This window comes from Pseudomonas sp. AC193 (assembly GCF_979258075.1).
In genome coordinates this window covers 3809292-3832813 of sequence record NZ_OZ409832.1, presented here as the reverse complement: position 1 = coordinate 3832813, position 23522 = coordinate 3809292, and the positions used below count along the sequence as shown (strand labels likewise).

The 23522-nt window shown below is 54.2% G+C and carries 21 protein-coding genes and 1 tRNA gene; 12 read left to right on the top strand and 10 right to left on the bottom strand.

The window, feature by feature from the left end; translation table 11 throughout:
* The first annotated feature begins 5 nt into the window (after positions 1 to 5).
* From bamC to ACZZ0D_RS17230, 4 genes are all read left to right on the top strand, one after another.
* Entirely contained in the window at positions 6 to 1121 is a 1116-nt protein-coding gene (bamC, locus tag ACZZ0D_RS17245) for an outer membrane protein assembly factor BamC (RefSeq protein ID WP_053118076.1), read from the top strand.
* 6 nt (positions 1122 to 1127) lie between these two features.
* A complete protein-coding gene (locus ACZZ0D_RS17240; RefSeq protein ID WP_159814173.1) occupies positions 1128 to 1889 on the top strand; it encodes an MBL fold metallo-hydrolase in 762 nt (253 codons plus the stop codon).
* A gap of 28 nt (positions 1890 to 1917) precedes the next feature.
* Positions 1918 to 2631, top strand: coding sequence for a phosphoribosylaminoimidazolesuccinocarboxamide synthase (gene purC / locus ACZZ0D_RS17235; RefSeq protein WP_077571533.1), 714 nt, complete (start codon positions 1918 to 1920; stop codon positions 2629 to 2631).
* 83 nt (positions 2632 to 2714) lie between these two features.
* Positions 2715 to 2804: transfer RNA gene (locus tag ACZZ0D_RS17230), tRNA-Ser, on the top strand.
* 104 nt (positions 2805 to 2908) lie between these two features.
* Here the strand turns inward: ACZZ0D_RS17230 and ACZZ0D_RS17225 are convergent.
* The 3 genes from ACZZ0D_RS17225 to ACZZ0D_RS17215 all read right to left on the bottom strand — a co-directional run bounded on the left by ACZZ0D_RS17225 (position 2909) and on the right by ACZZ0D_RS17215 (position 5672).
* Entirely contained in the window at positions 2909 to 3397 is a 489-nt protein-coding gene (locus tag ACZZ0D_RS17225; protein ID WP_463553869.1) for a hypothetical protein, read from the bottom strand.
* A 335-nt stretch (positions 3398 to 3732) separates the two neighbouring features.
* The gene (locus ACZZ0D_RS17220; protein WP_463553868.1) at positions 3733 to 4461 is read right to left on the bottom strand and encodes a coiled-coil domain-containing protein; all 729 of its coding nucleotides are present in this window, start codon (positions 4459 to 4461) and stop codon (positions 3733 to 3735) included.
* 488 nt (positions 4462 to 4949) lie between these two features.
* Positions 4950 to 5672 carry a hypothetical protein gene (locus ACZZ0D_RS17215; protein ID WP_463553867.1) on the bottom strand — a complete coding sequence of 241 codons (723 nt, stop codon included), beginning with the start codon at positions 5670 to 5672 and terminating at the stop codon, positions 4950 to 4952.
* Positions 5673 to 5827: 155 nt separating this feature from the next.
* On the opposite strand from ACZZ0D_RS17215, the gene ACZZ0D_RS17210 reads away from it, so the two are divergent.
* From ACZZ0D_RS17210 to ACZZ0D_RS17200, 3 genes are read left to right on the top strand one after another with little or no spacing between them, the layout of a single operon-like run.
* Positions 5828 to 6865 carry a hypothetical protein gene (locus ACZZ0D_RS17210; RefSeq protein ID WP_463553866.1) on the top strand — a complete coding sequence of 346 codons (1038 nt, stop codon included), beginning with the start codon at positions 5828 to 5830 and terminating at the stop codon, positions 6863 to 6865.
* A gap of 12 nt (positions 6866 to 6877) precedes the next feature.
* The gene (locus ACZZ0D_RS17205; protein ID WP_463553865.1) at positions 6878 to 7063 is read left to right on the top strand and encodes a hypothetical protein; all 186 of its coding nucleotides are present in this window, start codon (positions 6878 to 6880) and stop codon (positions 7061 to 7063) included.
* A 24-nt stretch (positions 7064 to 7087) separates the two neighbouring features.
* Positions 7088 to 8020: a hypothetical protein gene (locus tag ACZZ0D_RS17200; protein ID WP_463553864.1), complete on the top strand. Its 933-nt coding sequence runs from the start codon at positions 7088 to 7090 to the stop codon at positions 8018 to 8020.
* Positions 8021 to 8281: 261 nt separating this feature from the next.
* On the opposite strand, the gene ACZZ0D_RS17195 is transcribed toward ACZZ0D_RS17200, so the two are convergent.
* From ACZZ0D_RS17195 to ACZZ0D_RS17175, 5 genes are all read right to left on the bottom strand, one after another.
* Entirely contained in the window at positions 8282 to 9043 is a 762-nt protein-coding gene (locus ACZZ0D_RS17195; protein ID WP_463553863.1) for a recombinase family protein, read from the bottom strand.
* A gap of 91 nt (positions 9044 to 9134) precedes the next feature.
* Positions 9135 to 9350 carry a hypothetical protein gene (locus ACZZ0D_RS17190; RefSeq protein WP_463553862.1) on the bottom strand — a complete coding sequence of 72 codons (216 nt, stop codon included), beginning with the start codon at positions 9348 to 9350 and terminating at the stop codon, positions 9135 to 9137.
* A gap of 607 nt (positions 9351 to 9957) precedes the next feature.
* Positions 9958 to 11151, bottom strand: a complete 1194-nt coding sequence (locus ACZZ0D_RS17185) for a hypothetical protein (RefSeq protein WP_463553861.1) — start codon at positions 11149 to 11151, stop codon at positions 9958 to 9960.
* A 501-nt stretch (positions 11152 to 11652) separates the two neighbouring features.
* Positions 11653 to 12126: a hypothetical protein gene (locus tag ACZZ0D_RS17180; protein WP_463553860.1), complete on the bottom strand. Its 474-nt coding sequence runs from the start codon at positions 12124 to 12126 to the stop codon at positions 11653 to 11655.
* Positions 12127 to 12950: 824 nt separating this feature from the next.
* On the bottom strand, positions 12951 to 14444 hold the full coding sequence (locus tag ACZZ0D_RS17175; protein ID WP_463553858.1) for a tyrosine-type recombinase/integrase: 1494 nt from the start codon (positions 14442 to 14444) through the stop codon (positions 12951 to 12953).
* A 451-nt stretch (positions 14445 to 14895) separates the two neighbouring features.
* On the opposite strand from ACZZ0D_RS17175, the gene ACZZ0D_RS17170 reads away from it, so the two are divergent.
* Positions 14896 to 18393 carry a glycosyltransferase gene (locus ACZZ0D_RS17170; RefSeq protein ID WP_463553857.1) on the top strand — a complete coding sequence of 1166 codons (3498 nt, stop codon included), beginning with the start codon at positions 14896 to 14898 and terminating at the stop codon, positions 18391 to 18393.
* 77 nt (positions 18394 to 18470) lie between these two features.
* Here the strand turns inward: ACZZ0D_RS17170 and ACZZ0D_RS17165 are convergent, their stop codons facing one another.
* Both ACZZ0D_RS17165 and ACZZ0D_RS17160 read right to left on the bottom strand, forming a co-directional pair.
* On the bottom strand, positions 18471 to 18677 hold the full coding sequence (locus ACZZ0D_RS17165) for a hypothetical protein (protein WP_053118083.1): 207 nt from the start codon (positions 18675 to 18677) through the stop codon (positions 18471 to 18473).
* A gap of 154 nt (positions 18678 to 18831) precedes the next feature.
* The gene (locus ACZZ0D_RS17160) at positions 18832 to 19023 is read right to left on the bottom strand and encodes a YegP family protein (protein WP_463553856.1); all 192 of its coding nucleotides are present in this window, start codon (positions 19021 to 19023) and stop codon (positions 18832 to 18834) included.
* A 278-nt stretch (positions 19024 to 19301) separates the two neighbouring features.
* Between ACZZ0D_RS17160 and ACZZ0D_RS17155 the strand changes: the two genes are divergently transcribed.
* From ACZZ0D_RS17155 to ACZZ0D_RS17140, 4 genes are read left to right on the top strand one after another with little or no spacing between them, the layout of a single operon-like run.
* Positions 19302 to 20267, top strand: a complete 966-nt coding sequence (locus tag ACZZ0D_RS17155) for a glycosyltransferase family 2 protein (RefSeq protein ID WP_463553855.1) — start codon at positions 19302 to 19304, stop codon at positions 20265 to 20267.
* A 3-nt stretch (positions 20268 to 20270) separates the two neighbouring features.
* Entirely contained in the window at positions 20271 to 20981 is a 711-nt protein-coding gene (locus tag ACZZ0D_RS17150) for a class I SAM-dependent methyltransferase (RefSeq protein WP_463553854.1), read from the top strand.
* On the top strand, positions 20978 to 21364 hold the full coding sequence (locus ACZZ0D_RS17145) for a GtrA family protein (protein ID WP_463553853.1): 387 nt from the start codon (positions 20978 to 20980) through the stop codon (positions 21362 to 21364). The genes ACZZ0D_RS17150 and ACZZ0D_RS17145 overlap by 4 nt, the downstream gene beginning before the upstream one ends.
* Positions 21361 to 23469 (top strand): DUF6311 domain-containing protein, encoded by a 2109-nt coding sequence (locus ACZZ0D_RS17140; protein WP_463553852.1) that lies wholly within the window; start codon positions 21361 to 21363, stop codon positions 23467 to 23469. The genes ACZZ0D_RS17145 and ACZZ0D_RS17140 overlap by 4 nt, the downstream gene beginning before the upstream one ends.
* The last annotated feature ends 53 nt before the right edge of the window (positions 23470 to 23522 follow it).

Sequence of the window (23522 nt, the reverse complement as noted above, 5' to 3'; positions counted from 1 at the left end):
AACGCATGAAGCGAATGGCCGGACTTTCCGCACTTGCCTTGATTATCTCCAGCACCAGTGGCTGCGGATGGGTCTGGGGCCCGGAAGGTTATTTCCGTGACCGTGGTAGCGATTACCTGGAAGCGCAACAGACTGCACCGATGCAACTGCCACCGGATGTCAGTACCTCCAAGCGTCTGGATCCGCTGCTGCCGATCCCGCGCAACGTCGCTGATGACACCGCCAAGGGCGAATACGTGGTTCCACGTCCTCAGCCACTGTCGGCCATCGCCGATGCCACTGACTACTCGTTGCAGAAGAGCGGCGATTCGCGTTGGGTCATGGCCCAGCATCCACCGGCCGAAGTCTGGCCAGTGGCGGTGCAGTTCTTCCAGGACAACGGTTTCCGTCTGGATGAACAGCGTCCGCAAACCGGCGAATTCACCACCACCTGGCAGCATTCCGATGAGCTGTCCGCGTCGATGGCCAAGCGCCTGAGCGCGGCCGGCGTCGCCACTGACAGCGAAACCCGCGTCCGTGTGCGTATCGAGCCAGGCGTGCAGCGCAACACCAGTGAAATCTACGTGGTCAGCGCCGAGCGTCCTGCCGGCAGCACCGCCGATGTCGATTTCACCAACCGCTCGGTCAACACTGGCCTGGACGCTGCGCTGGTCGACGACATGCTCGCAAGCATGAGCCGGATCTCCGAGAAGGGCGGTTCGGTGTCGATGCTCGCTTCGCGTGATTTCGATACCCCGAGCCGCGTCAGCCTCAGTGAAGACGGCAGCGGCAACCCGGTGTTGAACGTCGGTACCGATCTGGATCGTGCCTGGTCGAGCGTTGGCCGTGCACTGGAACAAGGCGAATGGCGCGTTGAAGACATCAACCGCAGCCTCGGTCTGTACTACATCAACCTGGCCGAAAAAGCCGAGAAGAAAGACGACAAGCCTGGTTTCTTCAGCAGCCTGTTCGGCAGTGCGCCGACCAAGGAAGAAGTTGAATCCCGTGCCGAGCGTTATCAGGTTCGCCTGAGCAAGGTTGGCGAGAACATTCAGGTCACCGTCGAGAAAAACATCAACACCGTCGCGCCGGCTGAAGTGGCGCGTAAAGTGCTGAGCGTGATTCAGGACAACCTGGGCTGATCAACCATGCGTTTTGCCGTTCTCGGCAGCGGTAGCCAAGGGAACGGCACGCTGATCGCCAGTGCTGATACGTATGTGCTGGTGGATTGTGGTTTTTCCCTGCGGGAAACCGAAAAACGCCTGTTGCGTCTGGGTGTGAACCCGGCGCAACTGAGCGCGATACTCGTAACCCACGAACATGCCGACCACGTGCATGGCGTGGGTTTACTGTCTCGGCGCTACAATCTGCCGGTCTACCTCAGTCGCGGCACACTGCGCGGGATGCGCAAACCGATTGAACCCGCAGGCTTGCTGGCCGGCGGCGAGCAACTGCAGATCGGTGCACTGAACATCGGGGTCATTGCCGTGGCCCACGATGCGCAGGAACCGACCCAGTATGTCTTCAGTGATCAAGAGCAGCGGCGCTTCGGCCTGCTGACCGATCTGGGTTCCTACTGCGAGCGGGTGCTGGACGGTTATCGGGATCTCGATGCGTTGATGATCGAGTCCAACCATTGTCGTGACATGCTGGCCCGTGGGCACTACCCGTACTTTCTCAAGCAGCGGGTGGGCGGCGAGCTGGGACATTTGAACAACCATCAGGCGGCTTTCCTGGTGTCCGAGTTGGGCTGGCAGGGCTTGCAACACCTTGTCCTGGCTCATCTGAGCAGCAAGAACAACATGCCGCAGCTGGCCCGGCAATGTTTTGTCGACACCCTCGGGTGCGACCCGGACTGGCTGCAACTGGCCGATCAAGATTCAGGGCTCGACTGGCGCCACATCGCCTAGCCCACCTACTTAGCAAGCGGAGCCCATCATGGAAAAACGTGAAGAACTCTACCGCGGCAAAGCCAAATCGGTTTACAAGACCGACGACGCTGACCGCTTGATCCTGCTGTTTCGCAACGACACCTCGGCGTTCGACGGCAAGCGCATCGAGCAGCTTGACCGCAAAGGCATGGTCAACAACAAGTTCAACGCCTTCATCATGCAGAAACTCGAAGCGGCCGGCATTCCGACCCAATTCGACAAACTGCTGGCCGACAACGAAGTCCTGGTGAAGAAGCTCGACATGATCCCGGTCGAGTGCGTCGTGCGTAACTACGCCGCCGGCAGCCTGGTCAAGCGTCTGGGCGTCGAAGAAGGCCTGAAGCTCAACCCTTACACCTTCGAACTGTTCCTCAAGGACGACGCCAAGGGCGACCCGTTCATCAACGAATCCCACGTTGTGGCGTTCGGTTGGGGCACTGCCGAGCAACTGGTTCGCATGAAAGAACTGTCGCTCAAGGTCAACGAAGTCCTGTCCAAGCTGTTCGATGACGCTGGTCTGTTGCTGGTCGACTTCAAGCTCGAGTTCGGCGTGTTCAGCGACGGCTCCATCGTCCTCGGCGACGAGTTCAGCCCGGACGGCTGCCGTCTGTGGGACAAGGACACCAAGAAGAAGATGGACAAAGACCGCTTCCGCCAGGGCCTTGGTGATGTCATCGAAGCCTACGAAGAAGTCGCCAATCGTCTGGGCGTACCGCTTTAATCGACGCAAGCATCTGATAGCACGAAGAAATTTTCGAAAGAGGGTTTGCTTTCGGTAAAAGTGTTGTTATGATGCGCGCCGTTGGAGAGATGCCAGAGTGGCCGAATGGGACGGATTCGAAATCCGTTGTACCTTCACCGGTACCTAGGGTTCGAATCCCTATCTCTCCGCCATACATAGAAAATCCCCGTAAATCAATGGTTTACGGGGATTTTTGTTTTCCGGTTGTACTACTCTGTTGTACTACTTCAGCGGTGCTGTTTGCGTTCCCCTGCGGTCATTTCTTCACATGTCTGTCAGCCAGTTGCTGGGCAGCATCTAACGCAAATTTCAGAACGTTTGCAGCCTCTGTGAAAGCTTCTGGATCATTCGTCCCTTCGTAGATGATTCCGCCCTTTGTGACGTCCTGCACAACGCTATCGACGTATTGGTAGAAGCTGACAACCAACTGTGCATCCTTCGGCGATAGGTATCCCAGCTTCCCGAGGTTCGCGACATAAACTCTGCAATAGTGTTCGGGAATTCGCACCTGCAATGATGCCCATGGACGCTCGTCTTCCGGCATTGCAAGTAATTCGTTCCCAAATTCGATCAGGGCGGAAAGGTAATCACGCTCTACGGCGACCTTTCTCAGCGCCAACACCTCCGCAACGATAGCCACGCGAACGCTTGTACGTTCCTGCCAGCGTTGCCAGAGCCAGCCACTGGCAGCTATTAAAGCGGTAAGAAGCAAGCCTGCGGTGCTGATGATTTCACTAGTTTCCATCGCATTTTACCCTTCGTACTGTAGGTGGGTCTGTGAGTGGAGGGGAGTCGCAGATGCTTGCAAGTACCGATATATATAAGTACTTGTATTTCCGTCGCATTATATAGAGAGCGAAGCGGCAACAGTCTGGCGAGGTGCAGCCCTATCACCTTGATACGAGAAAGCAACGAGCCTGCCGCCAGTGTCCAGTCCTCTGGTATCGCTGATGCTTCCAGATCCCTGTCTGGAGAAATTCCAGCCCCAGTCAATCACTCCACGTCAGCACTCCCGGCTATTCAATCGCGAGAATCGGAATAAAGTTCGGCGTGAGCTTGCCTGTAGTGTGTTCGATGTAGCTATATGCGTCCAAAAATAGCCGGAGGAAACACCGGCATAAACGGCAGCAGGGGCGGCAGGAAATCTGGACGCAAAACGTATGCACGACCCTCTGAAGTCAAAGTCACGTATTTGCCAGATGTTGCATAAGAAAATTGAATCAGTTTTCTCTTTGCGAGCACGTCTGAAGCGCCCTCAACCTGCAATAGCGTCAGTTCGGTAACGGAGGGAAGATCTTTGGTGCGGCATTCCCTGTCAGCATTGTCGTAGGCAGCGATGGCTGAGATGACCTTATCCTGTTCCGGCGTCAGAGGTGGCACCTCGGGTTCCTTCAAGCCTGCAATCTCTGCGTGAGCAGTCTTCAGCTCTGCTTTATGTGCATCCAGTTCCGCTTGAGTCGAATTCAGTTTGGCTTGGATGGAGTTCAGTTCACTGAGTTTCGCATTCGCAGCATTCAATTCCGTATCAGCGGCTTGCAGCTTTGCATTTGCATCAACGATTACCCAAACCACCACTCCCACCATCAGCAAAGCCCATACGGTGACCGCAACGAGTGCCCATAGCGGCAGGGAAACTGAAAGGTTCATCCAGTTCCACAGTCCGGAAATTGCGGGGCTGAAAAACGAAAAGTTGAATTGAGACTCGACCCATTTCGTTATCGGCACCGCTACCACCGTAGCGACCACCCACCACGCAAGCTTCTTTACGGTTTTTAACTTAGATTCCTTCTTTGCGTTAACCATCTGCATTTCTCCGCCTGTGCACCTTATTCTCGCGGATGTTAACCGAGTCATCTGTTTGAAAGCCAACCACAGTTGGGCACCTGAAAAACACAACTATTGAAGCTCACAGACTCAGCGATATCTGTATGTGCACCAGCTCTTGGCGTAACTGCAATGAAAGACGAAGTAGATGGGTTGATTGCGATCCTGCCTTTGAGCTAGGGGGCTCGCACGCTGAATTGCTTCAACACTACAACCGTTTATTAGTGCAGAGTTGGACACCACACCACACCACACACACCACACCACACCACACGCCTACGTCTACAGAAGCTCGCAGTGGCATCGTTGGATTCACAGTCATGTACCGAATCCCCACTGAACTTGCTGCACGGAAGGTGGAGCACACGGGTTTCAATGGACGCTGAGCGATGTGAACCGGCACCAAAGTGAACAGCAAACTGTTCGCATGGGACATTCCTGTGGTGACCGCAGAAAAAAAAGCTGAGACGCCGTCAGCCAGCAACTGCCAGGAAGTTAATTTCCACCCACTTCCACAGGGCGATGGTGGTACTGATTGCACCCAGTATCAGCGGAGCTACGTGGTCAGTGAACCAAGGTGTCACGAAAGCGCCTTTGACTATGGCAAAAGCTTTCGCCGTCCGCGTCAGGATGGCACTGGGCTGGTACTCGCCGTAACTTGCAGTGCCGCAGAAAGGAGTCCATTCCCCCTTTGAGGTGTACTTGTAGTTTGCCCAAAGAGAAATTTTGGTGCGGCTTTCGCGAGTAATCTGGTGTAGCTCTGGCGCTTCATCCCCATGGTATCGCTGATCCTCCGCAACAGAACTACGCCCCATAGCTTGACCACTGCACGCATGTAGTTTCATGCGCTCGCCCGGCTCATGCTTCGACTTGAACTGTTCTTCTGCACATCGCCTAAGCGCTGACCGCTTTACCTTCACCGCCAACCACACCAGTGCTGTGTCATACAGATCGTGCATAGGCTCGTCAAAGTACAAGCCGAGACGGGGCATACGTTGCCAGCAGCGGAACCAGAGGTATGCGTTGAGAAGCGCCAGCACCAACCAAATGCTTTCTTTGTGATGTTCCAGTGTCAGGCTAACGCCAAGCAGGTTGAACGATTTCAGTTCGGCTTTGAAGAACCACATTGCGAGCAGAAAGACAGAATACGTCAACAGAAAACCACGGGCTTTCTTGAAATCCCCTCCATCGTCCATCAGACCCACTCCTTCATTTTTGCAAGAATGCTAGCACGACGCCCACCGCAGCCGGTGCAGCTCGTACATATGAAAAGGTACTGCTCAAGGGGCCTTTCTCAGAAAGAGTCTCGGCTACACTCGTTGAATAACTGGGAAAGCACGGGGGGCTGTCTGTGGCGAATCTAGGAAAGCTGTGGGCAGGGCGAGCATTCGGAACAAACACAGGAAATCTTTCAATCATTTTTGAAAAAGACGGGGAAGAGCTGGACGGAGTAGTTCGTTTCCGTGACGACGAATACGGGCTCGTCACCTATAAAATACAAGGCACGTACAAAGACGAAGTAGTGCTGACTGGCAAGGCCATAACGGAAACTGAGGGGGTTGAATACGCTGAGCTGACCGTCAAAGCAGCCCTCACGCCCGAAGGCAGCCTAAAAGGCGAATGGTATACATCAGCGGGATCGGGGGGGCCGTTTGTTGCTCACATGCACGATGTAGGAGCGGCAAACACCGACAAGACAAACCTCGACATTGAACAGTTTTACACGCAGGGATACACGCTTGGAGCGTTGAGGCTGGCGAAAGACGATGTGATATCGCTGATGGAAGCAGTGAAAAAAGATTTCAACGCCGAAGCGAAGCTGGTTGTGACCTACCGAAGCGCTGGAGCGGAGGTGACGCAGCATGAGAAGGACTTCCTTGCACTGATGGGCGGACATAAAAAGCTGACCTACCTGAAGGTGTACATGCAAGAGCCTGATGAATTTGGCGTGAACAAGTTTGCGTTTGCAGAGCTTGCAGAATCCGGCTTCAATCGTGTGGTTGCACAAGGTGTGCGTGAAATCTGGGTTGAAGGAAAGGCGCAGATGCTGCGTAGCGAACTGGCGAAGAACGAAAAAAGTATCATAACAAACTTCAAAAAGTTCGGACTCAACCTAAATCAAGTTGCACTGTTCGTCATGATAGTTGCCATAACCTACGTGCCAGAATTCTGGATGAAAGCAGTGGTTGGCATATTGGTTTTTGGGTTGATAAAGTTTATAGGTTGGCTGCATGTGACATTCATACCAAACGCCTCTATCCGGCTCACGGATATCAAAGAAAATTGGATTACACGCTGGGGGTCGTCAATTTTCTCTTGGGTGGCTACGCTCGCCTCGACTGTCTTTGGCGGGTATTTAATCTATATATTGACGAAGACGACATCATGACCGGAGGAGTGTATGAGCAGTGAAATCACATGCGAAAAATGTGGCTCCATCTATAAGCTCACGGGAATCAAATTCCCTGTGCGAGATCAAGGCTCTATAGATTGCAGCGTCTGTGGTGAAGAGCTGAAACGCTGGAGCGGAACAACAGACTGGATGGCAGAACTCATAGAGAAGCATGAAAAACACTTGCAGAAGTAGCCAAGACAACAGGGAGAGCAAAGCGTGAAGGAAACAATTTACAGCTTCTACTTGGTTGCAGATGCACAAGAAAGGGTAGGATTTCTCGGACATATACGCTACGAAGTTGATGGCGCAGATGAAGACAAACTTGCGTACCTGAAAGCTTCGGTAGAGCGGGATTATCAAAAGGCAACACTAACGAAAGCTCCAGTAGGTTTGACAATCGGTGCATATACTGCACGCTGTCGCTTGGGTACAGCGCTTGAACTATTCGAGCATGTATTTGAGCCGCACGAAACACGGACACCCCTCTATGGAATCACAATAATTCTCGACGGAAAGCCCTCGATAAATTATGTCTCGGATCACGCACCGCTAGATATGGATGACGTGAATAAGGAGATGGGAGAAAAAAGCGTCATGGATGATTGGCTGGCAAAATATACAAGAGACAATAGATTTCACTACGCCGATCTTATAAATGACGATTTTTTGTTGGCCTACAAACTCCTTTTCAATAACAAGCACTATGCATCTGCTGCCAAGCTATTCATGTCCTGTATCGACAGCATTGCACATGTTGAATATGGTTATGACAAGAAACCATCAGAGCGTGCCGTGTTTAGCAGATGGCTTGACGCTTATGTTGACTTGAAGCCTATAGGCGTCACTGCCGACGAACTTTGGGAGATGAGAAATGGAATGTTGCATATGTCGAATCTGGATTCAAACAAGGTATTAAAGAAAAAGTCTCGACGAATTTCAATATCGATAGGAAATGTACCAGAGGAAGCACAGGGTGTAGGTGACACCTATTATTTCAATCTCCATCCATTCTATCTTGCTGTGTGCGAAGGGATAGGCAAGTGGCTTCAAACATATGCGGATGACTACAATAAATTTCTCATATTCATCGAGCGATGGGATAGAACAATATCTGATTCAAGGATGGCGCTCTACGATCCTGGCAGATAGCACGAGGGAATCTGGAAATTATCCCACCCCCCCAATTTTTTTTTGATGCGCTTCGATAGTCGTTTGGTTTTTTGGCTGGAAATATAATCTGGTGCCCCGTCACACCCACTTAACAAAAGCCATAGCCCCCACTGGAAACCGTGGCTTTTTGAAAATAAGTTGAAACTCTGTCAGACACAGAGACGACAAAGCCCCGCGTTGGCGAGACTATAGGGCATCGTGCAAACCTTTATGGGGAGGCGTGGAAGATCGTACAGGGGCTCACAGAGCCGCTTCACTCGAAGGGAAGTGAAGGGCCAGGTTCTTCATTACACGACTCACTTGCATGGAAGACCATTGGCCTCCCCGGCTTGTCGTGATGCCCTTGCCGTTCAGGCAATCAGCAACCTGTTGGAGTGTCCGACCTCCCTTGTGTATGCACAGGTCGATAGGATCACGCACAGACTCTTGCCATGTATTCACGCGCTGTTGGACTGCCTCAGTGGCCTTCGCACGATTGGCTTCTGTACGGCCTTTATCCAGCGCTTCGGAACGGCGGGAAATCTTTCCAACAGATTGCACGTCGCCAGCGTCCGCACGCTTCTTGAGGGCTGCTAGAGCTTCTTTGGTACGGTTGGCAATGAACTCTCGTTCCTGTTGAGCAAGAGCTGCAAACAGATGGAGTTGGAAAGAGTTGGCGGTGGGCATCGTTGCAACTTTGAACTCTGTTTCTTCCATCAGGCGGGCGATGTGATGAACCGAACGGGATAGACGATCCAGCTTGGCGACAACCAGTTGTGCACCCAGCTCTTTGCATGCTGCCAGTGCCTTCTCCCCTTCTGGACGATCTTCTATTGCCAACTTGCCCGACACTACGTCCACGAACTCACCAACGATGTTCCAACCATTCTGTTGAGCTGCACGAGCGATGTACTCGCGTTGAGCTTCCAGACCCAAGCCACTTTCACCTTGTCCCTGACTAGACACACGGCAGTAGCTCACTACGTCGATTGTGTTGGTGGTGATGTTGGTATCGGTGGTCATGTTCCCGCCCTCTGAATTCCGTCTGAGAGCAACTATAACAGTTCTCGAATGGTCGTTCTAGATTTGTTATAGAGATTTCCCAGCGAAGCTTTTACTGCCTGAGCTTGAAAAGCCCTGCGGTGATGGCGGATGCGTTCGCATCAAGAGTTTGCAATGCGGTGACGGCGTTATCATGGGTTTCACTTGAGCCTCCAGCTTTGGCCCACAACGCCACCTCTTCAATTGCAGCAGCCAGAGCGTGCTGGTTGTGCAACAGGAGGGTTAGTACGTCCGCCGCAGCTACATTGGCTTCTGTGTTGTCTGGCATGGCTGTCGTCCTTGAGGGAATGGATGCACGGATCGTAGCTCAGCAACTGGATGAACGGGTTGGCGCTCATATGCAGAATCCGCATGGCCCAGGTCGAATCTGTGACGAAAGCGACGGTGACGCGCTTCTGTGTGAAACGGATCGACCATTCTCCCTCGACACTCTCCAGATTCTGCGTGCAGGCGGAGAAAACCGGCTTTTGTTTGGTGTTCTGGAAGGCAGGGGGCTCTAGAATCAATGTTTCCGGGCATCGAACCACTCCAGCGCCCTCGAATAACCACACTCAATGGCCCAGTTTCGACCGTTAAAACAGGGTTTATCAGGGTTTTTTTCATACTTTATTTTGTATAAAACTGGTGCAACTCAAGCGCTCTCGTGCAATCCGTGTGCAGGCTACGGGTGCGTGCTGGATGCCCAATCGAAGGAATGACCCTGCTAGGGCGCCCGAGCTGCCAGTGCAGTTTCATAGACAGTGCCAGCAGTACCACTGTCGCCAACCATTGCACGCGCTCGCGTCCACCAATACCAGCTGGAAGCCACGGAATACAAGGTCTGCAAGCGAATCGCACCGTGTGCGTTACACTTCTACTGCGTGCATCCGGTTGTTCTAAAACGGAGCTGGCATAAGTTCGCGATCAACTGAGGCAGAGCCGAAATACAGTGCGTCTGGAGCGATGTAAGGCGTGCAGTTATCCAAGCCGTCAAGGAACGACTCTGTCACGCTCATGGAAGCTCGTAGAGGCTTCAAAACAACTGACACAAGTGCTTCGGTTGCTGAGTACAGCAGAGGGCTAGCAAATACCTTGGCGTACATTGCGTCGATGATCGAAGTGACGGTGTGGGCTGGTCGGCCATGCAACATGTCGAAGACCAACCGAAGGTCGATGGCGTCGAATTCGAAGCTATAGCGGAAACGTGAAAAGGCTGTGTTGGCGAACAGATACTGGATGCGTTCGAGGGCTGGCAACAACTCAGGGCGATACGCCTTGCCAATACGTTCCCACTCGCTCAGAAGAACACTGGTGTCATTGTGGTAGTCGAGCCACGCACGGAAATCACCCACGGGTTCCTTGCCTTCAAGCTGGCGTTTGATGCCATCCAAAATACGAGCTGTCGCGGTTTCGATTGTCTTCAAGTGTTCGGTGTGGTCTGGATTGGCCGGGTCGAGATGATCGACTAACCACGAGTACAAGGCTTGTCGCTTGCTTGGCTTGATCTTGCGGGACTGAACGACGGCTTGCACTACTTCCACACCGATTATCTGGATAACACGCTGCACCACCTCCGAGACACTGGCGTCCTTGGAAACTGCGAAGCGAGCCGAGAGTTCTGCACGAGGGATTGAAGCCCCGCCGCTGTAGTGCTTGGCACCATGCGAACGATTGAGCGACATTGGCGCTATGACCAGATTGTCGGCTCTGAACAGGCCGATAGAAGCTTGTCCACGCACAGGGGCGATATGGGACAACTCGAATGGAGCTTCGCCGTGGTCTCTGCGTAGACCATACCCATTCATCCGCTGACAACTCGCGTACACGTCGTACAGAGCTTCAAGTTCCTGCTGGTCGAAGTGGTGATAAATCTGAACGGTGCGGGCTCTGATCGCCTGACGAGCGAGTTCGTAGAAGAACGGGGAAGTACTGGCGTTGGCGATTCGTCTAACGTGGCGTGCTTTGTTGTAGAACGCTGTGCGGCATGATGTGTTGCAAAACTTCGCTGTTTTGCTGCTAGTGCGAAAACGCTTTTTGCACAGTTGGCAGGTTGGGCGGCGTTCAGTTGTTGTTCTGGATGTTGCGGTCATGTGTATAGGCTCCATTATGGTTGGCATTGATCGGACTTTGGGCTTTCGGGTTTACGGGATCAGAGTGAAAGCAGACGGCATTGCAATAGCGACGTCGTTTCGGAACTGAGAACACATGGCCGCAGTAATTGCAGGTACAGGTCTTGTTCATTGGTTATTCTCCTGGGGGTTGATATTCTGGATCTTGGATCTTGGATGTTGCTCGCGTAACTTCAATGGACACAATTTTTCGAGTCTGTTCTTCGTTAACTTCTCGCTCTTGCGAACGTTCTAACTGGACTCGATTATATGTCTGCCGATTCAAATCGATGGAGTGCTGGCTGATGGATTCAATCTCTGCCCCTTGACTAAAATGCAGTATCACAATCAGTGCCCAAGTCATACAAAAGGCGAGCGGAGTTTTGCCGATGTACACTGGCTCTTTCCTTTATGTAGGTATATGGGGAATGACCCGAAGGCCATCCGGATATATGAAGCTTTGTGACTAACTTGTACGGTTGATCACTTCGAAAGCTCAGCACGGATACGAGTTTCGATTGCATTGCGTTGAGCCAGACGCTCCGCTGCAAGCTCCCGTTCAATCTGTCGATCAATGCTCGCTTGTTCAAGTTGAACTTGGCGGACAATGATCAATTCGTTCTCACGTTCAATACCTGCACGGTAATCCGATTCGACTTGAGCATGGATCGCCTTCAAATCGGCTTTCTGCTCTGCCTGCGGTTTCTTGACGTAGAAGGTGATATAGGCACCGAGTTGGATCGGACTCACATCGCTGTGCATGTATCCGGCGGCCAGGAATTCATCGCGGAGTTTGAATGCAGCTGGAAGACCCAAGGCCATGACGGCCAACTGACTCACTGTAGCGCGTATTGCTGGAAGCGCATTTTCATCGCAAGATCCACCATCATAAAATTTTGTGGCGTTGTCTTTCAGGGCTTGCAGTTCTTGCCTTGTTTCTTTTCGTAGAATCGACATTAATTTGTTTCCTCGTGGTTGGGTTTAAGTGCTTGGGTTGGCCGTTCTAATTGGCCTATTTCTTCATTGTGTTTCATCTTGTCCTCCTATCAGTTTGTTGTCGTTGCTTGAAAGATCGACCAGATGTTTCTTGCTTGCTCGATGTGCTGCCACTCGACAGCGAATGCTGCAATAGTTCCGAATACGAATACGCTCTGGAGCGTGTATGCGGCCGCAACACGGGCAGCGAACAACCTTGTTTGCCATCAATGGCCTCCTGTTCTATGGGGATATTGGATGTAACGATTATGAGCGAGACAATAAAAATGGCCGCTAGGGCCATTTCGATTTCAACGCCGATTGAATTAGTTGCTGTTTTCCATCACCCTACAGCGAAGGGCTCTTTGAACAAACGGAGACGAACCCGTTTGCCCTGATGTACCAGTTTTGCCAACGATACTGGAAGAACGCAAGGATGGCGGGGAAACGTCCGCCATTGGCATTTCTCAAGGACACACAAGTAGACATTGAGAGACATGTAGGAACCACGTTGAACGTAGTTCGCCCACCGTCACAAGAGGGAACAGAACAATGACAGGAGGTAGGAAATAGAGGTAGCAACAGGACGTTACCACCAGACAACAACAGCAAACCCATTCAGACTATGATTGATAAAAATCTGTTGTTGAGAAGAGCCGAGAAGGATTACTGCTCTACATTGAACATGATAACACGAAAGTTTATTTTGTCAAGATAGTACTTGCTTGTATAGTTTGTTTTGTGTATGGCGTTTTATTTGTGTGCATCGTTCCTGCCGGGTTGTAGGGCGCACCGTCAACCCAACTTTAACCAGATGTCTCCTGAACAGCTTCGGGGGTTATGGGAAGCAGGGGTAGTTTTGAAATAGCCTCTAGTTTCTGTGCTGCTGTCGCACCTTGGCTGTACACGTCGAAAGTCACTGAGCCTGTTTCATGACCAACTAGTTCAGCGATCAGGGCGCCTTGCACAGAGGCTCTATAAAGTTGAGTAACGACAGTCTTTCGGATGGAGTGAAAAACCTGCTGGCTACCATATCCATGCGTTTTCTTGAGTCTGCCAAACGCCTTTGAGAGAGCGTCTGATCGGATGCCGTATTTGTTTCTGCTGCCAGAAGGCACCAGATAACCGCCCTTGGATTGCTCAACCAGACGATCAACGAGAGCAGACAGGGCAGGGTGGATTGGTACAACACGGATGCCTGCTGCTGTCTTGGAGTCGACAATGTCGAAGCTCCTTATACCGTCTGGCTCAATGACGTGTTCAGCCTTCAACTGACAAAGCTCTTCGATGCGGGCGCCGGTATATGTGCCGAGAAGGATCAGATCAGCCAGTGTGGTGTGCCCCTCGGCTGACGCTGCTGAATGTAGTTTGCTGATGTCTTCCAGATTGAAATCTTTTCGCTGAGCATCGTTCTTGGCCTTTCCCCTCACCTGCGGCAGATCGTGATTCTCGAAGGGGTTCGCACGATCCTTGAATTCCTCTCGCCAGCGAGCGTCGTGCTTCATTGCCCATCTCCAGAACACGCTACCAGCCAGCAGGTATTGTGTCAGGGTCTTGCTTGTCAGCTTGAGGGAGTCCAGCCACGCCGACACAGCGTCAAAGTCGAGACTGCGTTCTCCTGTTTTCAAGAAGTCGGAAAGCTTCTCCAGCTTCGATTCCTGCTGGTCGATGGTCTTTGCGGCAATTTTCCGACCTTGCCGGTATTCGCGGAATGTTGCCAATCTGGCCTTGGTGATGGGTGACTTTGATTTGTAGCTGGAAGGATTGCCCGTCAACTCCCCCAACTCTACCCGTTGCTGTGCGGTCATCTGATAGCTCTCCATGAGCTGGAGCGGCACCATCCTCTTGAACATATTGGCGAGGCTATCTTCATACTGGAGGTTGCCGGTCAGCCCATTTGCCCTTTTGGCTGTGACGAGCTTGGTGGCGATTTCAACCATGCGGGGCTCAGCCATCATTCGGGCCACCATTTTAGGGTCTGCTTGCGGCAGCTCTGGCACCGTCTCTCCGATCAGTTTGCGTTTCTGGTCGGTAGCCATTTGATCGAACTGTTGCAGTTGAGAAATGACCCCGGCTTGCCAGTCTTCGGGCAGCGCCCGTCTCTCTCTCGCTGCTGCAAATGCTGCCTTCCAGTTCGCGAGTATGCTCAGGCGTCGACTCATGGCCTCCGACCGAAGCCCGGTCTTCAATGATTGGACGAGGACAGATTTCCCTCCCATCGCTTTTCGCACATCCGCAGGTACTGCTAGCCGCACATACCAAGTGAACTCGCCTTTCTTTTGAATCAGATTGTCAGCCATTGGCACGCCGTGAAAATAAGTGAGTGATACAGCCGATTGTACTACTCAATTGTACCACTATTCGACCGTAAAGCGTTGATAAACGGCGTTTATTGGGGCTGGATGACGTTTATGGTGAGTCCCTATCTCTCCGCCATTACATAGAAAAAGCCCCGTAGATGAAAATCTACGGGGCTTTTTCGTTTCTGCGAGTCTGATTTTTCGTCGCCACAGCGAACGCGCTCCAGCGCACCGCGCGCGCAGTGGGGTCATTGGGCGAGAAGCAGTTCTTAAGTAAACTCCGCCTCTGCCGACATTATCGATACGGTGCTCACGAGGCTTGCCAACGAATTTAAAGCTGGTTTCGGAGAGTGCCGCGCGCTCATCGAAGCGGATACTCGCGATCGCCTTGGCCGCACAAGGCGCATCCCGCGAGTTCTATCCTCGCCCCCTATTCAAATTTGGTTTGAACATGACGATTCCACCATCAGCCCAAGTTACTGGCCAGACCTCTGACATCCAGACCATCAATGCCGGCAGCCGTACAGATTTGTTCGAGGGTTGCGAAGTGCTGGTTGCGCAGCAGCCCGCCTTCGAAGAGGGCGAGCCACCAGTAGGGGTGGTGATCCACGCGTTTTATTCCGAGGTGCTGAAGGACATTCTGGTTCGTTTGCTCAAACTGCCTGAACGCCTGCATCTCTACGTAACCTGCGTGGCCGGGCGTGACGACGCGATAGGTAATCTGCTGGCAGCCAGTGGCTTGAGTTACTCGTTATACCGGGTGCCGAACCACGGCAGGGACGTGTTGCCGTTCCTGCGTGTGCTGCCGTTTTTGCGGGCCGATAACATTAAAACGGTCGTCAAGCTGCACACCAAGCGCTCGTTACACATGGGTGGGGAGAACGACTGGGGCCGTGAACTGTTCGATGACCTGTTAAGCCCGTCACGCTTTCGTCGAGCGCTGGAACAGCTTGCCGATCCGGTGCACGTTCCCATGTTGGGTTCCCAGCAATACCTGCTACCGGTCACTCGATACCTTACCGAAGCCAACCGCACGTTGCTGGTCACCCTCGCCGAGCGGGCAGGCATTGATCCGCAAGGCATCAATGAGGCGGATTTTTTTGCCGGCACCATGTTCATTTCGCGCACCGAAGTATTTGCCCCGCTGGAGCGGGTGCAACTGACGGGCAAGGATTTCGAAGTTGAACGCGGCCAGCTCGACGGCACCCTGGCACACACGTTAGAGCGTTTTTTCGGCGTTCTGGCAAATGTTGGCCGACAGCAGCGCAGTCTTGACCTGTATCAGCGCTGGTTGGCTAACCGGCAACTGACGGCTGCCGAGGTTGAAGGTTTACCCGCACGATTGGCGAGTTGGCCTGGGCAACCGAGCGTGTTGTTGGTGTTGACCGACACCACGGGTGACATTGAGCTATTGCGTGCCAGCCTGAACAGCATCGACCGCCAACTGTATGAAGCGGCGGCGATCGTGGTGCTCTCCAATACCGAACCTGTGGGGGTGACGCCGGCCGCCAATCTGGTCTGGCTACCGCTGGCCGATTCCTGGCCGAGTCAGCTCAATGAACTGCTGCAGGGCATCGAGGTTGACTGGTGGTACCTGCTGCGGGGCGGCGACGAACTTGATCCCCATGCGCTGCTTTTGCACGCCGAAGGCATCGCACTGAACCCCGGCGTCAGCGCTTGCTACAGCGATGAAGACTCACTGACGGTCGACGGCTGCCAGAACCCGGTGTTCAAACCCGATCTGAACCTCGATATGTTGCGCAGTTATCCGTATGTCGGCCGCACATTGGCCTTCAGTCGCGATGCCGCGTTGGCGGTTGATGGCTTCGATCCTGCCTTCGGCGAACTGGCGCCGCATGATTTGCTTTTCCGGCTGATTGAAACGCATGGGCTGGGCACTGTCGGGCACTTCGCCGATGTGCTTGTGCACCAGACAATCAATTTCGGCCGGTGGCTGGGTGAGCCGCAGGTCATCGCGAACTCGGCGGCCATCGTCGAGGCGCACTTGCAGCGCTTGGGCGTGGCTCATGAGTTGCAGCCCGGGCCGTTGGCAATGGCTAACCGAGTGGTTTACCAACACGCCGAGCAGCCGTTGGTGTCCATCATAATTCCCACCAAAGATTGCCTGGCGATGCTGCTGCGCTGCATCGAAAGCATCATGGAGAAAACCGGCTATACCCATTACGAACTGATCATCGTCGACAACAACAGCGAAACTGACGAAGCCCGTGAGTGGTTCGCTGGCATGGAGCAATTGAACGACCCCAAAGTGCGCATCCTGCGTTACGCGCATCCTTTCAATTATTCGGCGATCAATAATTTTGCCGCCAGCCATGCTCGTGGCGAATACCTGGTGCTGCTCAACAATGACACCGTGATCATTGATGGCGACTGGATGGGTGCGATGCTCCATCACGCTCAGCGGCCAGAAGTGGGAATCGTCGGCGCCAAACTGTTGTTCCTCGACGGGACTATTCAGCATGCCGGCGTGGTACTCGGCTTGCGTGGCGTTGCAGACCACCCGTTTATCGACGATCCAATGCACTCCAATGGCTACCTGCACCGTTTGCATCTTGATCAGAACTACAGCGCGGTAACCGCCGCCTGCCTGATGATCAGCACCGAACTATATCGTCAGGTCGGTGGCATGGACGAGGTCGACCTCGCCGTTTCCTTCAACGATGTGGATCTGTGCCTGAAAGTCGGCCAGGCTGGCCGACTAATTGTCTGGACGCCTTACGCGCAGCTTGTGCACGAAGCCAGCGTGAGCCAGAACAAGGTCGACACGACCACGCAGGAAGCCAAGCGCAAGCGGTTCAAGCACGAGCAGTCGGTGATGTACCAGCGTTGGCTTGCACCCATCGCCAACGATCCGGCCTACAACCGCAACCTGACTCTGGAGGGCAGCGGCTTCTCCTCAAAATACCGCACGGATACTGACTGGCACCCGTTCGCCAGTCGTGAGTTGCCGCACGTGCTCTGTCATCCCCTCGACGCTTTCGGCAGTGGACATTATCGGGTGCGCCAACCCTTCGCTGCCCTGAAAGATGCGCAACTGATCGGCGGGGCGGTGAGCGACGCGGGGCTGCAACCGACAGAGCTGGCGCGCATGGCGCCGGACACGATCATTTTCCAGGGGCAGCACACAACGCCTCATCTGGAATACATGCAAGACACCAAGGCATTCTCCAAGGCCTTCAAGGTTTACGAGCTGGATGACTACATTCTTGACGTGCCAGCCAGCAATCTAACCCCCGAAGCGCTGCCCAAAGACATCGCCAAACGCTTGAAGAAAGCTTTAGGGCTGTGCGATCGGTTGGTGGTGTCGACCCAGCCGCTGGCCAATGCGCTGAAGGGTTTCAACGCCGACATTCGGGTAATCGAAAACCGTCTGCCAAGTCATTGGTGGAGCGGTCTGACCGCCCTGCGCGAACAAGGCCGCAAGCCTCGGGTCGGCTGGGCAGGCGGCTCGAGTCACAGCGGCGATCTGCAAGTCATTGCCGAAGTGGTTCGTGAGCTGGCAGGGGAAGTTGAATGGGTGTTCATGGGAATGTGCCCACCGGCACTGCGTCCGTATGTTCATGAGTTTCATAGGGGGGTGAGTATCGAAAAATACCCGCAAAGACTGGCCGGCTTGAACCTGGATCTGGCTTTGGCGCCTCTGAAAGATAACTTTTTCAACACCTGCAAAAGCAACTTGCGGTTGTTGGAGTACGGTGCCTGCGGCCTCCCCGTGATCTGCTCGGATATCCTCTGTTATCGCGGTGACTTTCCGGTGACGAGGGTCAGGAACAGAGCGCAGGACTGGATTGCCGCTATTCGCGAACATCTTGCTGAGCCTGATGCCAGCGCCAAGTCCGGAGAAGCGCTGCGCAGCGTGGTACTTGATAACTGGATGCTCAAGGACGCACATCTGCTGGCGTGGCGAGACGCCTGGCTCGCGGATTGAAAAAAGCCCCACAGGCGCAAAACCTGTGGGGCTTTTGCATTTCTGCAGGATCTACATCATCCCGCGTCTCCAGCCAATCAAGGCTGCGAGTGGCCCAACTTGCGCTTGATCAGTTCATACACATCCTTATGCGTCGAGTTGTGCAGCGTCTTGTCCTTGCAGGCCGAGCTGAGGAAGGTTTTCACTTCTTCCTTGGCGTGCGGGTAGAGGCTGGCGACGTAGTCGGCTTCGTGTGCTTGTGTGCAGTTAAAGTGCATGTCGTCTTTCGCTTTGTCTCTGGCCATGTCTGCGGCTCCTTTTTGAGTGTGAATGATCGGGAGAAAACAGGGCCGGATGGCCCCCTGCATTGCTGAGCGTAGGGGTGCAGCGGTGGCCCGCCAGTCATTCGGTCAAAAAAGGAAGGAGCTGTAGGACGCAGCCTTTTATCGACTCACGCGGTTAAATTTCCTTGACCGGGGTTTCGCCCTGTACCGCTTTGATCAGCTCGATCACGTGCAGACAATCCGCTTTGTTCACGTATGACTCGCCGCTGGCGATGGTCTCGTGATTGCCCGCGCGTAGCCTCCAGCGCCATTGGCCTTTGCCGGTGGTCGGGGTGCCTTTGGATTGCCTGTAAATCTCGAAATACATTCAGTTCGCTCCATGCGATAGACGGGTGCGTCAGCCAGTGTGGCGCATCGACGCAAGCCTAGCGCAGGCGGTTTTTTTGGCCATCGGAGTTTTGTTTCCAATCGTTGGTGGATGTTTCTAAAGAGTGCGGACTAGAGCGCCAGGAACGTCCCCTTGATTGGCCGGAACGGCGTTTTTTCACCCTTGCATCGCTGTCGGCGCTGCTGCTTAATACGGGTCGGCTCATGGCGTCGAACAAGTCTTCGGCGACCGACAATCACTATAAAAAGAGCACTCCCTTGACTGAGCACGGACTGCAACAGGCAACGCGGGTAACGTTATCGCTGGTGGTTCCCGTTTTTAACGAGGAGGACAGCCTCGACGGATTTCTCCTGCGCATCGATGAAGTCTTTCAACAGCAGCCGTTGATCGAGCTTGAACTGGTGTTCATCAACGACGGCAGCACCGATGCCACGCTTGAGCGCCTGCTCAAGCATCAGCAGAGCGATACGCGTCTGCGTATCGTTGACCTGAGTCGCAACTTCGGCAAAGAAGCGGCGTTGTCTGCCGGTCTGCAGATCGCCACCGGGCAGATCGTGGTGCCGATTGACGTTGATCTGCAGGATCCACCCGAAGTGATTCTGCAAATGATCGAGCGCTGGCGAGAGGGCTACGAAGTGGTGCTCGGTCATCGAGTCAGCCGACGCAGCGATACCTGGGCGAAACAGACGTCTGCGCACTGGTTTTATCGCCTGCACAACAAAATCGCCGAACAACCATTGCCCGAGAACGTCGGCGATTTTCGCCTGATGGATCGTTGTGTGGTCGACGCGTTGCTGACGTTGCCCGAGTCGCGTCGCTTCATGAAAGGCTTGTTCGCCTGGGTTGGCTTTCGCACCACCCACGTCGACTACGAGCGCCCGGAGCGCGCAACGGGGCAGAGCAAGTTCAACGGCTGGCGGCTGTGGAATTTCGCCCTGGAAGGCATCACCAGTTTCAGCACCGAGCCCTTGCGCATCTGGACGTACGTTGGCGCACTGGTGTCGTTTGTTTCGTTCGCCTTCGCCATCTTCATCGTGTTGCGCACCCTGATTCACGGCGTCGACATGCCCGGTTATGCCTCGCTGATGGTGGCGGTGACCTTTCTCGGCGGCCTGCAACTGATCGGCATCGGCGTGCTCGGCGAGTATCTGGGCCGCACCTATATCGAATCCAAACGTCGACCGGTTTTTCTCGTGCGTCGCGTCTACGACCCCAAGGATTGAAACATGGATCTCAAGGAAACCGACATCCTCGGCGACAGCATCGGCGAGCATTGGTATTACTGCTCCAAAGCGGCGGCCACCCGGCGTTTGCTGGGGGACGCGCCGATAGCGCGGATCCTCGATGTCGGCGCCGGATCGGGGTTTTTCTCCCACCATTTGCTGACGCATACCGACGCGCGCGAGGCATGGTGCGTGGACATCAGTTACCCGAGCGATTCCAGCGCAACCACCGCCGGCAAACCCGTGCACTACCTTCGGGATATCGATGCCATCGACGCCGATCTGGTGCTGTTGATGGACGTGCTGGAACACGTCGATGACGACCTCGGCTTGCTCAAGCATTACATCGACAAAGTGCCTTCCGGCAGCCGCTTTCTGATGACGGTGCCGGCGTTCCAGTTTCTCTGGAGCGGTCACGATGATTTTCTGGAACACAAGCGCCGCTACACCCTGGCGCAGTTCGAAACCCTGGCGCGGGACGCTGGTTTGAGTGTGCAGCGCGGTGCCTATTATTTCGGTGCGGTGTTCCCGATTGCAGCGGCGTTGCGCTTGCTGCCAAAGGGTGCGCAGGCACAGCCGCCGCGCTCGCAGCTCAAGCGCCATCACCCGCTGGTGAACGGCGTTCTGAAAACCTTGTGCAGCCTCGAATTGCCGCTGATGGGCATGAATCGCCTGGCCGGGTTGAGCGTGTTCGTGCTGGCGCGCAAACCGTGACCTCAACGGAAAAAACGGCGTTGATCCAGCGCGGTCTGCGCTTTGCCGTGACCGGGTTGTTTGTTACCGCGCTGCACGCGTTGATCGCGGTGCTGTTCATCAACTTCGTCGCCCCGCAACCGCCGCTCGCCAATGGTGTGGCGTTTGCCGTGGCGACGGTGGTGTCCTACGTGATCAATACCACCTGGAGTTTTTCGGCGCGTCTGCACGGTCGAACGCTGCTGCGTTTTTCGCTAGTGTCCGTGGGTGGGTTTTTCCTCGCGATGTTCGTTGCCTGGGTCGCGCAGATGGCCGGGCTGCATTATTTGTTGGGCATCGTGGCCGTGGCGCTGACGATTCCGGCATTCACTTTTGTACTGCACAATTTCTGGACGTATCGATGAAGGATTCCGCAAAACGTTTGGCCGTCACTCTGTTGCCTTTGATGATTGGGGTAGTGGCGTTCTTCATCGTAGTGGGCCCTAGGGCGCTAAATCCGCAGAACATCGCCTGGCTCGGTCAGGGAGACCCTGCAACGCATTATCTGGGGTGGGTGTTTTTCCGCCAGGGGCCTTGGACATTTCCGATCGGTTTGAACCCGACATACGGGCTTGAGTTGAGCAACGGCTTGATTTTCTCCGATTCAAATCCGCTGTTGGCATTGTTGTTCAAGCCGTTTTCTTCATTGCTTCCGCACACATTTCAGTATTTCGGCATCTGGTTTCTCGCCTGTTTTGTTTTGCAAGCGTGGTTTGCCTGGAAGCTGGTGGGGTTGATCACCTCAAGTGTCGCGTTGCGCGCTCTGGGTAGTGCGCTTTTCCTTTTTGCGCCACCGATGATTATCCGCATGCCGACACACTTGTCGTTGGCCGGACATTTTCTGATCCTGGCCGCCTTGTACCTGGCTCTGCGCCCCGTGGATCAGCGTCGGCGTCTGGCTTGGGGGGCTTTGCTGGCGTGTACCGCGTTGATTCATGCGTATTTTCTTGCCATGGTTGCGCTGCTCTGGCTGGCCGATCTGGTCGCTCGGCATTTCAAAGCCAGAATGACTTTGCGCGATGTCGGAATCGAGCTGGTTTTGTTGTTTGCTCTGGTGAGTTTCTGTTGCTGGCAAGTGGGCTACTTTTCCGTCAATGGCTCCGATGCGGTTTCCGACGGATTTGGCTTGTATCGAGCCAATGTGCTGACCCTGTTCAGTCCGAATCATTGGTCATACATCCTCAAGGATTTACCTGGTGGTTTGGGCGATACGGAAGGGTTCAGTTATCTCGGGCTGGGGCTGTTATTGCTCGCGGTCTGTGGGCTGGTCGGGTGGTTGCAGGGGCAAACCGGGTTGGGGCAGACATTGCGTCGACAGAGGTTTGTGCTGATCGCGTTGGCGGGGCTGACGGTATTTGCGTTATCCAACAACATTGCCGTTGGAGGGGCGAACGTTACCTATTCATTGCCGGAAAAAATAATCGCTATCGCCAATATTTTTCGAGCCTCGGGACGCATGTTCTGGCCGGTTTATTACGCGTTCATTCTGTTGATCATTTTCCTTGTCGTACGCGCGAATAAACCGCGTGTGGCAATCTTGTTGATGGCTCTTGCGCTGTTAGTTCAAGTCGCCGATACGCGCAGCGGCTGGTCTTTGGTGCGCAAGCAGTTGATGGTCGAGCCCAGCGCGCATTGGAAGACGCCTTTTGTCGATCCGTTCTGGAAGAATGCCGCAGCGCACTATCAAAAGGTTCGCTGGATCCTTCCTCAAAACCTGTCACCGGCGTGGATGAATGTCGCCGCATTTGCCGCAATGTATGGGTTGCCGACTGACGCCGTCTATCTGGGGCGGATGGGCAAGGATCAGTGGGAAGTTGCCGATCGGTACAGCCGCACGATGCTGGCGTCGGGTCAATATGATGCGGATTCGTTGTACTTGCTCAGTGACCGGGCGTTGCTGCAGGCGGTCTCGAGCGTTAATACCGAAACGGATCTGTTCACCAGTATCGACGGATTTAGAGTGCTGGCGCCGGGCTGGAAAAAATGTGGTGAATGCGTGCAGGTGGCCGTCAACAAGACGCCACAACAACTAGTGCCTGAGTTCGTCTCCGGAGAAAAAGCACTGTTCAGCTATGGTGCTGCGGGCAAGGACTATCTCGCACGCGGCTGGTCGGATGCCGAAACCTGGGGGGTATGGTTCAGCGGCGCCGAAGCCGAAATGGTGATGCGAGTTCCCGAATCGGCTCGTACCCTGCTTCTTGAGACCACAGCGTTTCTGGCGCCGGGACATCTGAGTCAGAGCGTGGTGATCAAACTCAATGGCATTGAAGCGCTGTCGACCACACTGGACAAGCCCGATGGCAACCATCTTGAACTGCAATTGACGCCGGCTATCCGGCAACGCATCAAGGAAGAGGGGTTGCTGCATGTGCAACTACAATTTGCCGATGCGATCAGCCCTGAGCAGTTGGGCGTTGGCCAGGATCGCAGACAGCTCGCCATTGGCTTGAAGGCAATGTCGATCAACTAACCTGTACCCGCATAGACGTTATTGGCGGAGCTTTCTACACTGCCGGCAGTCTG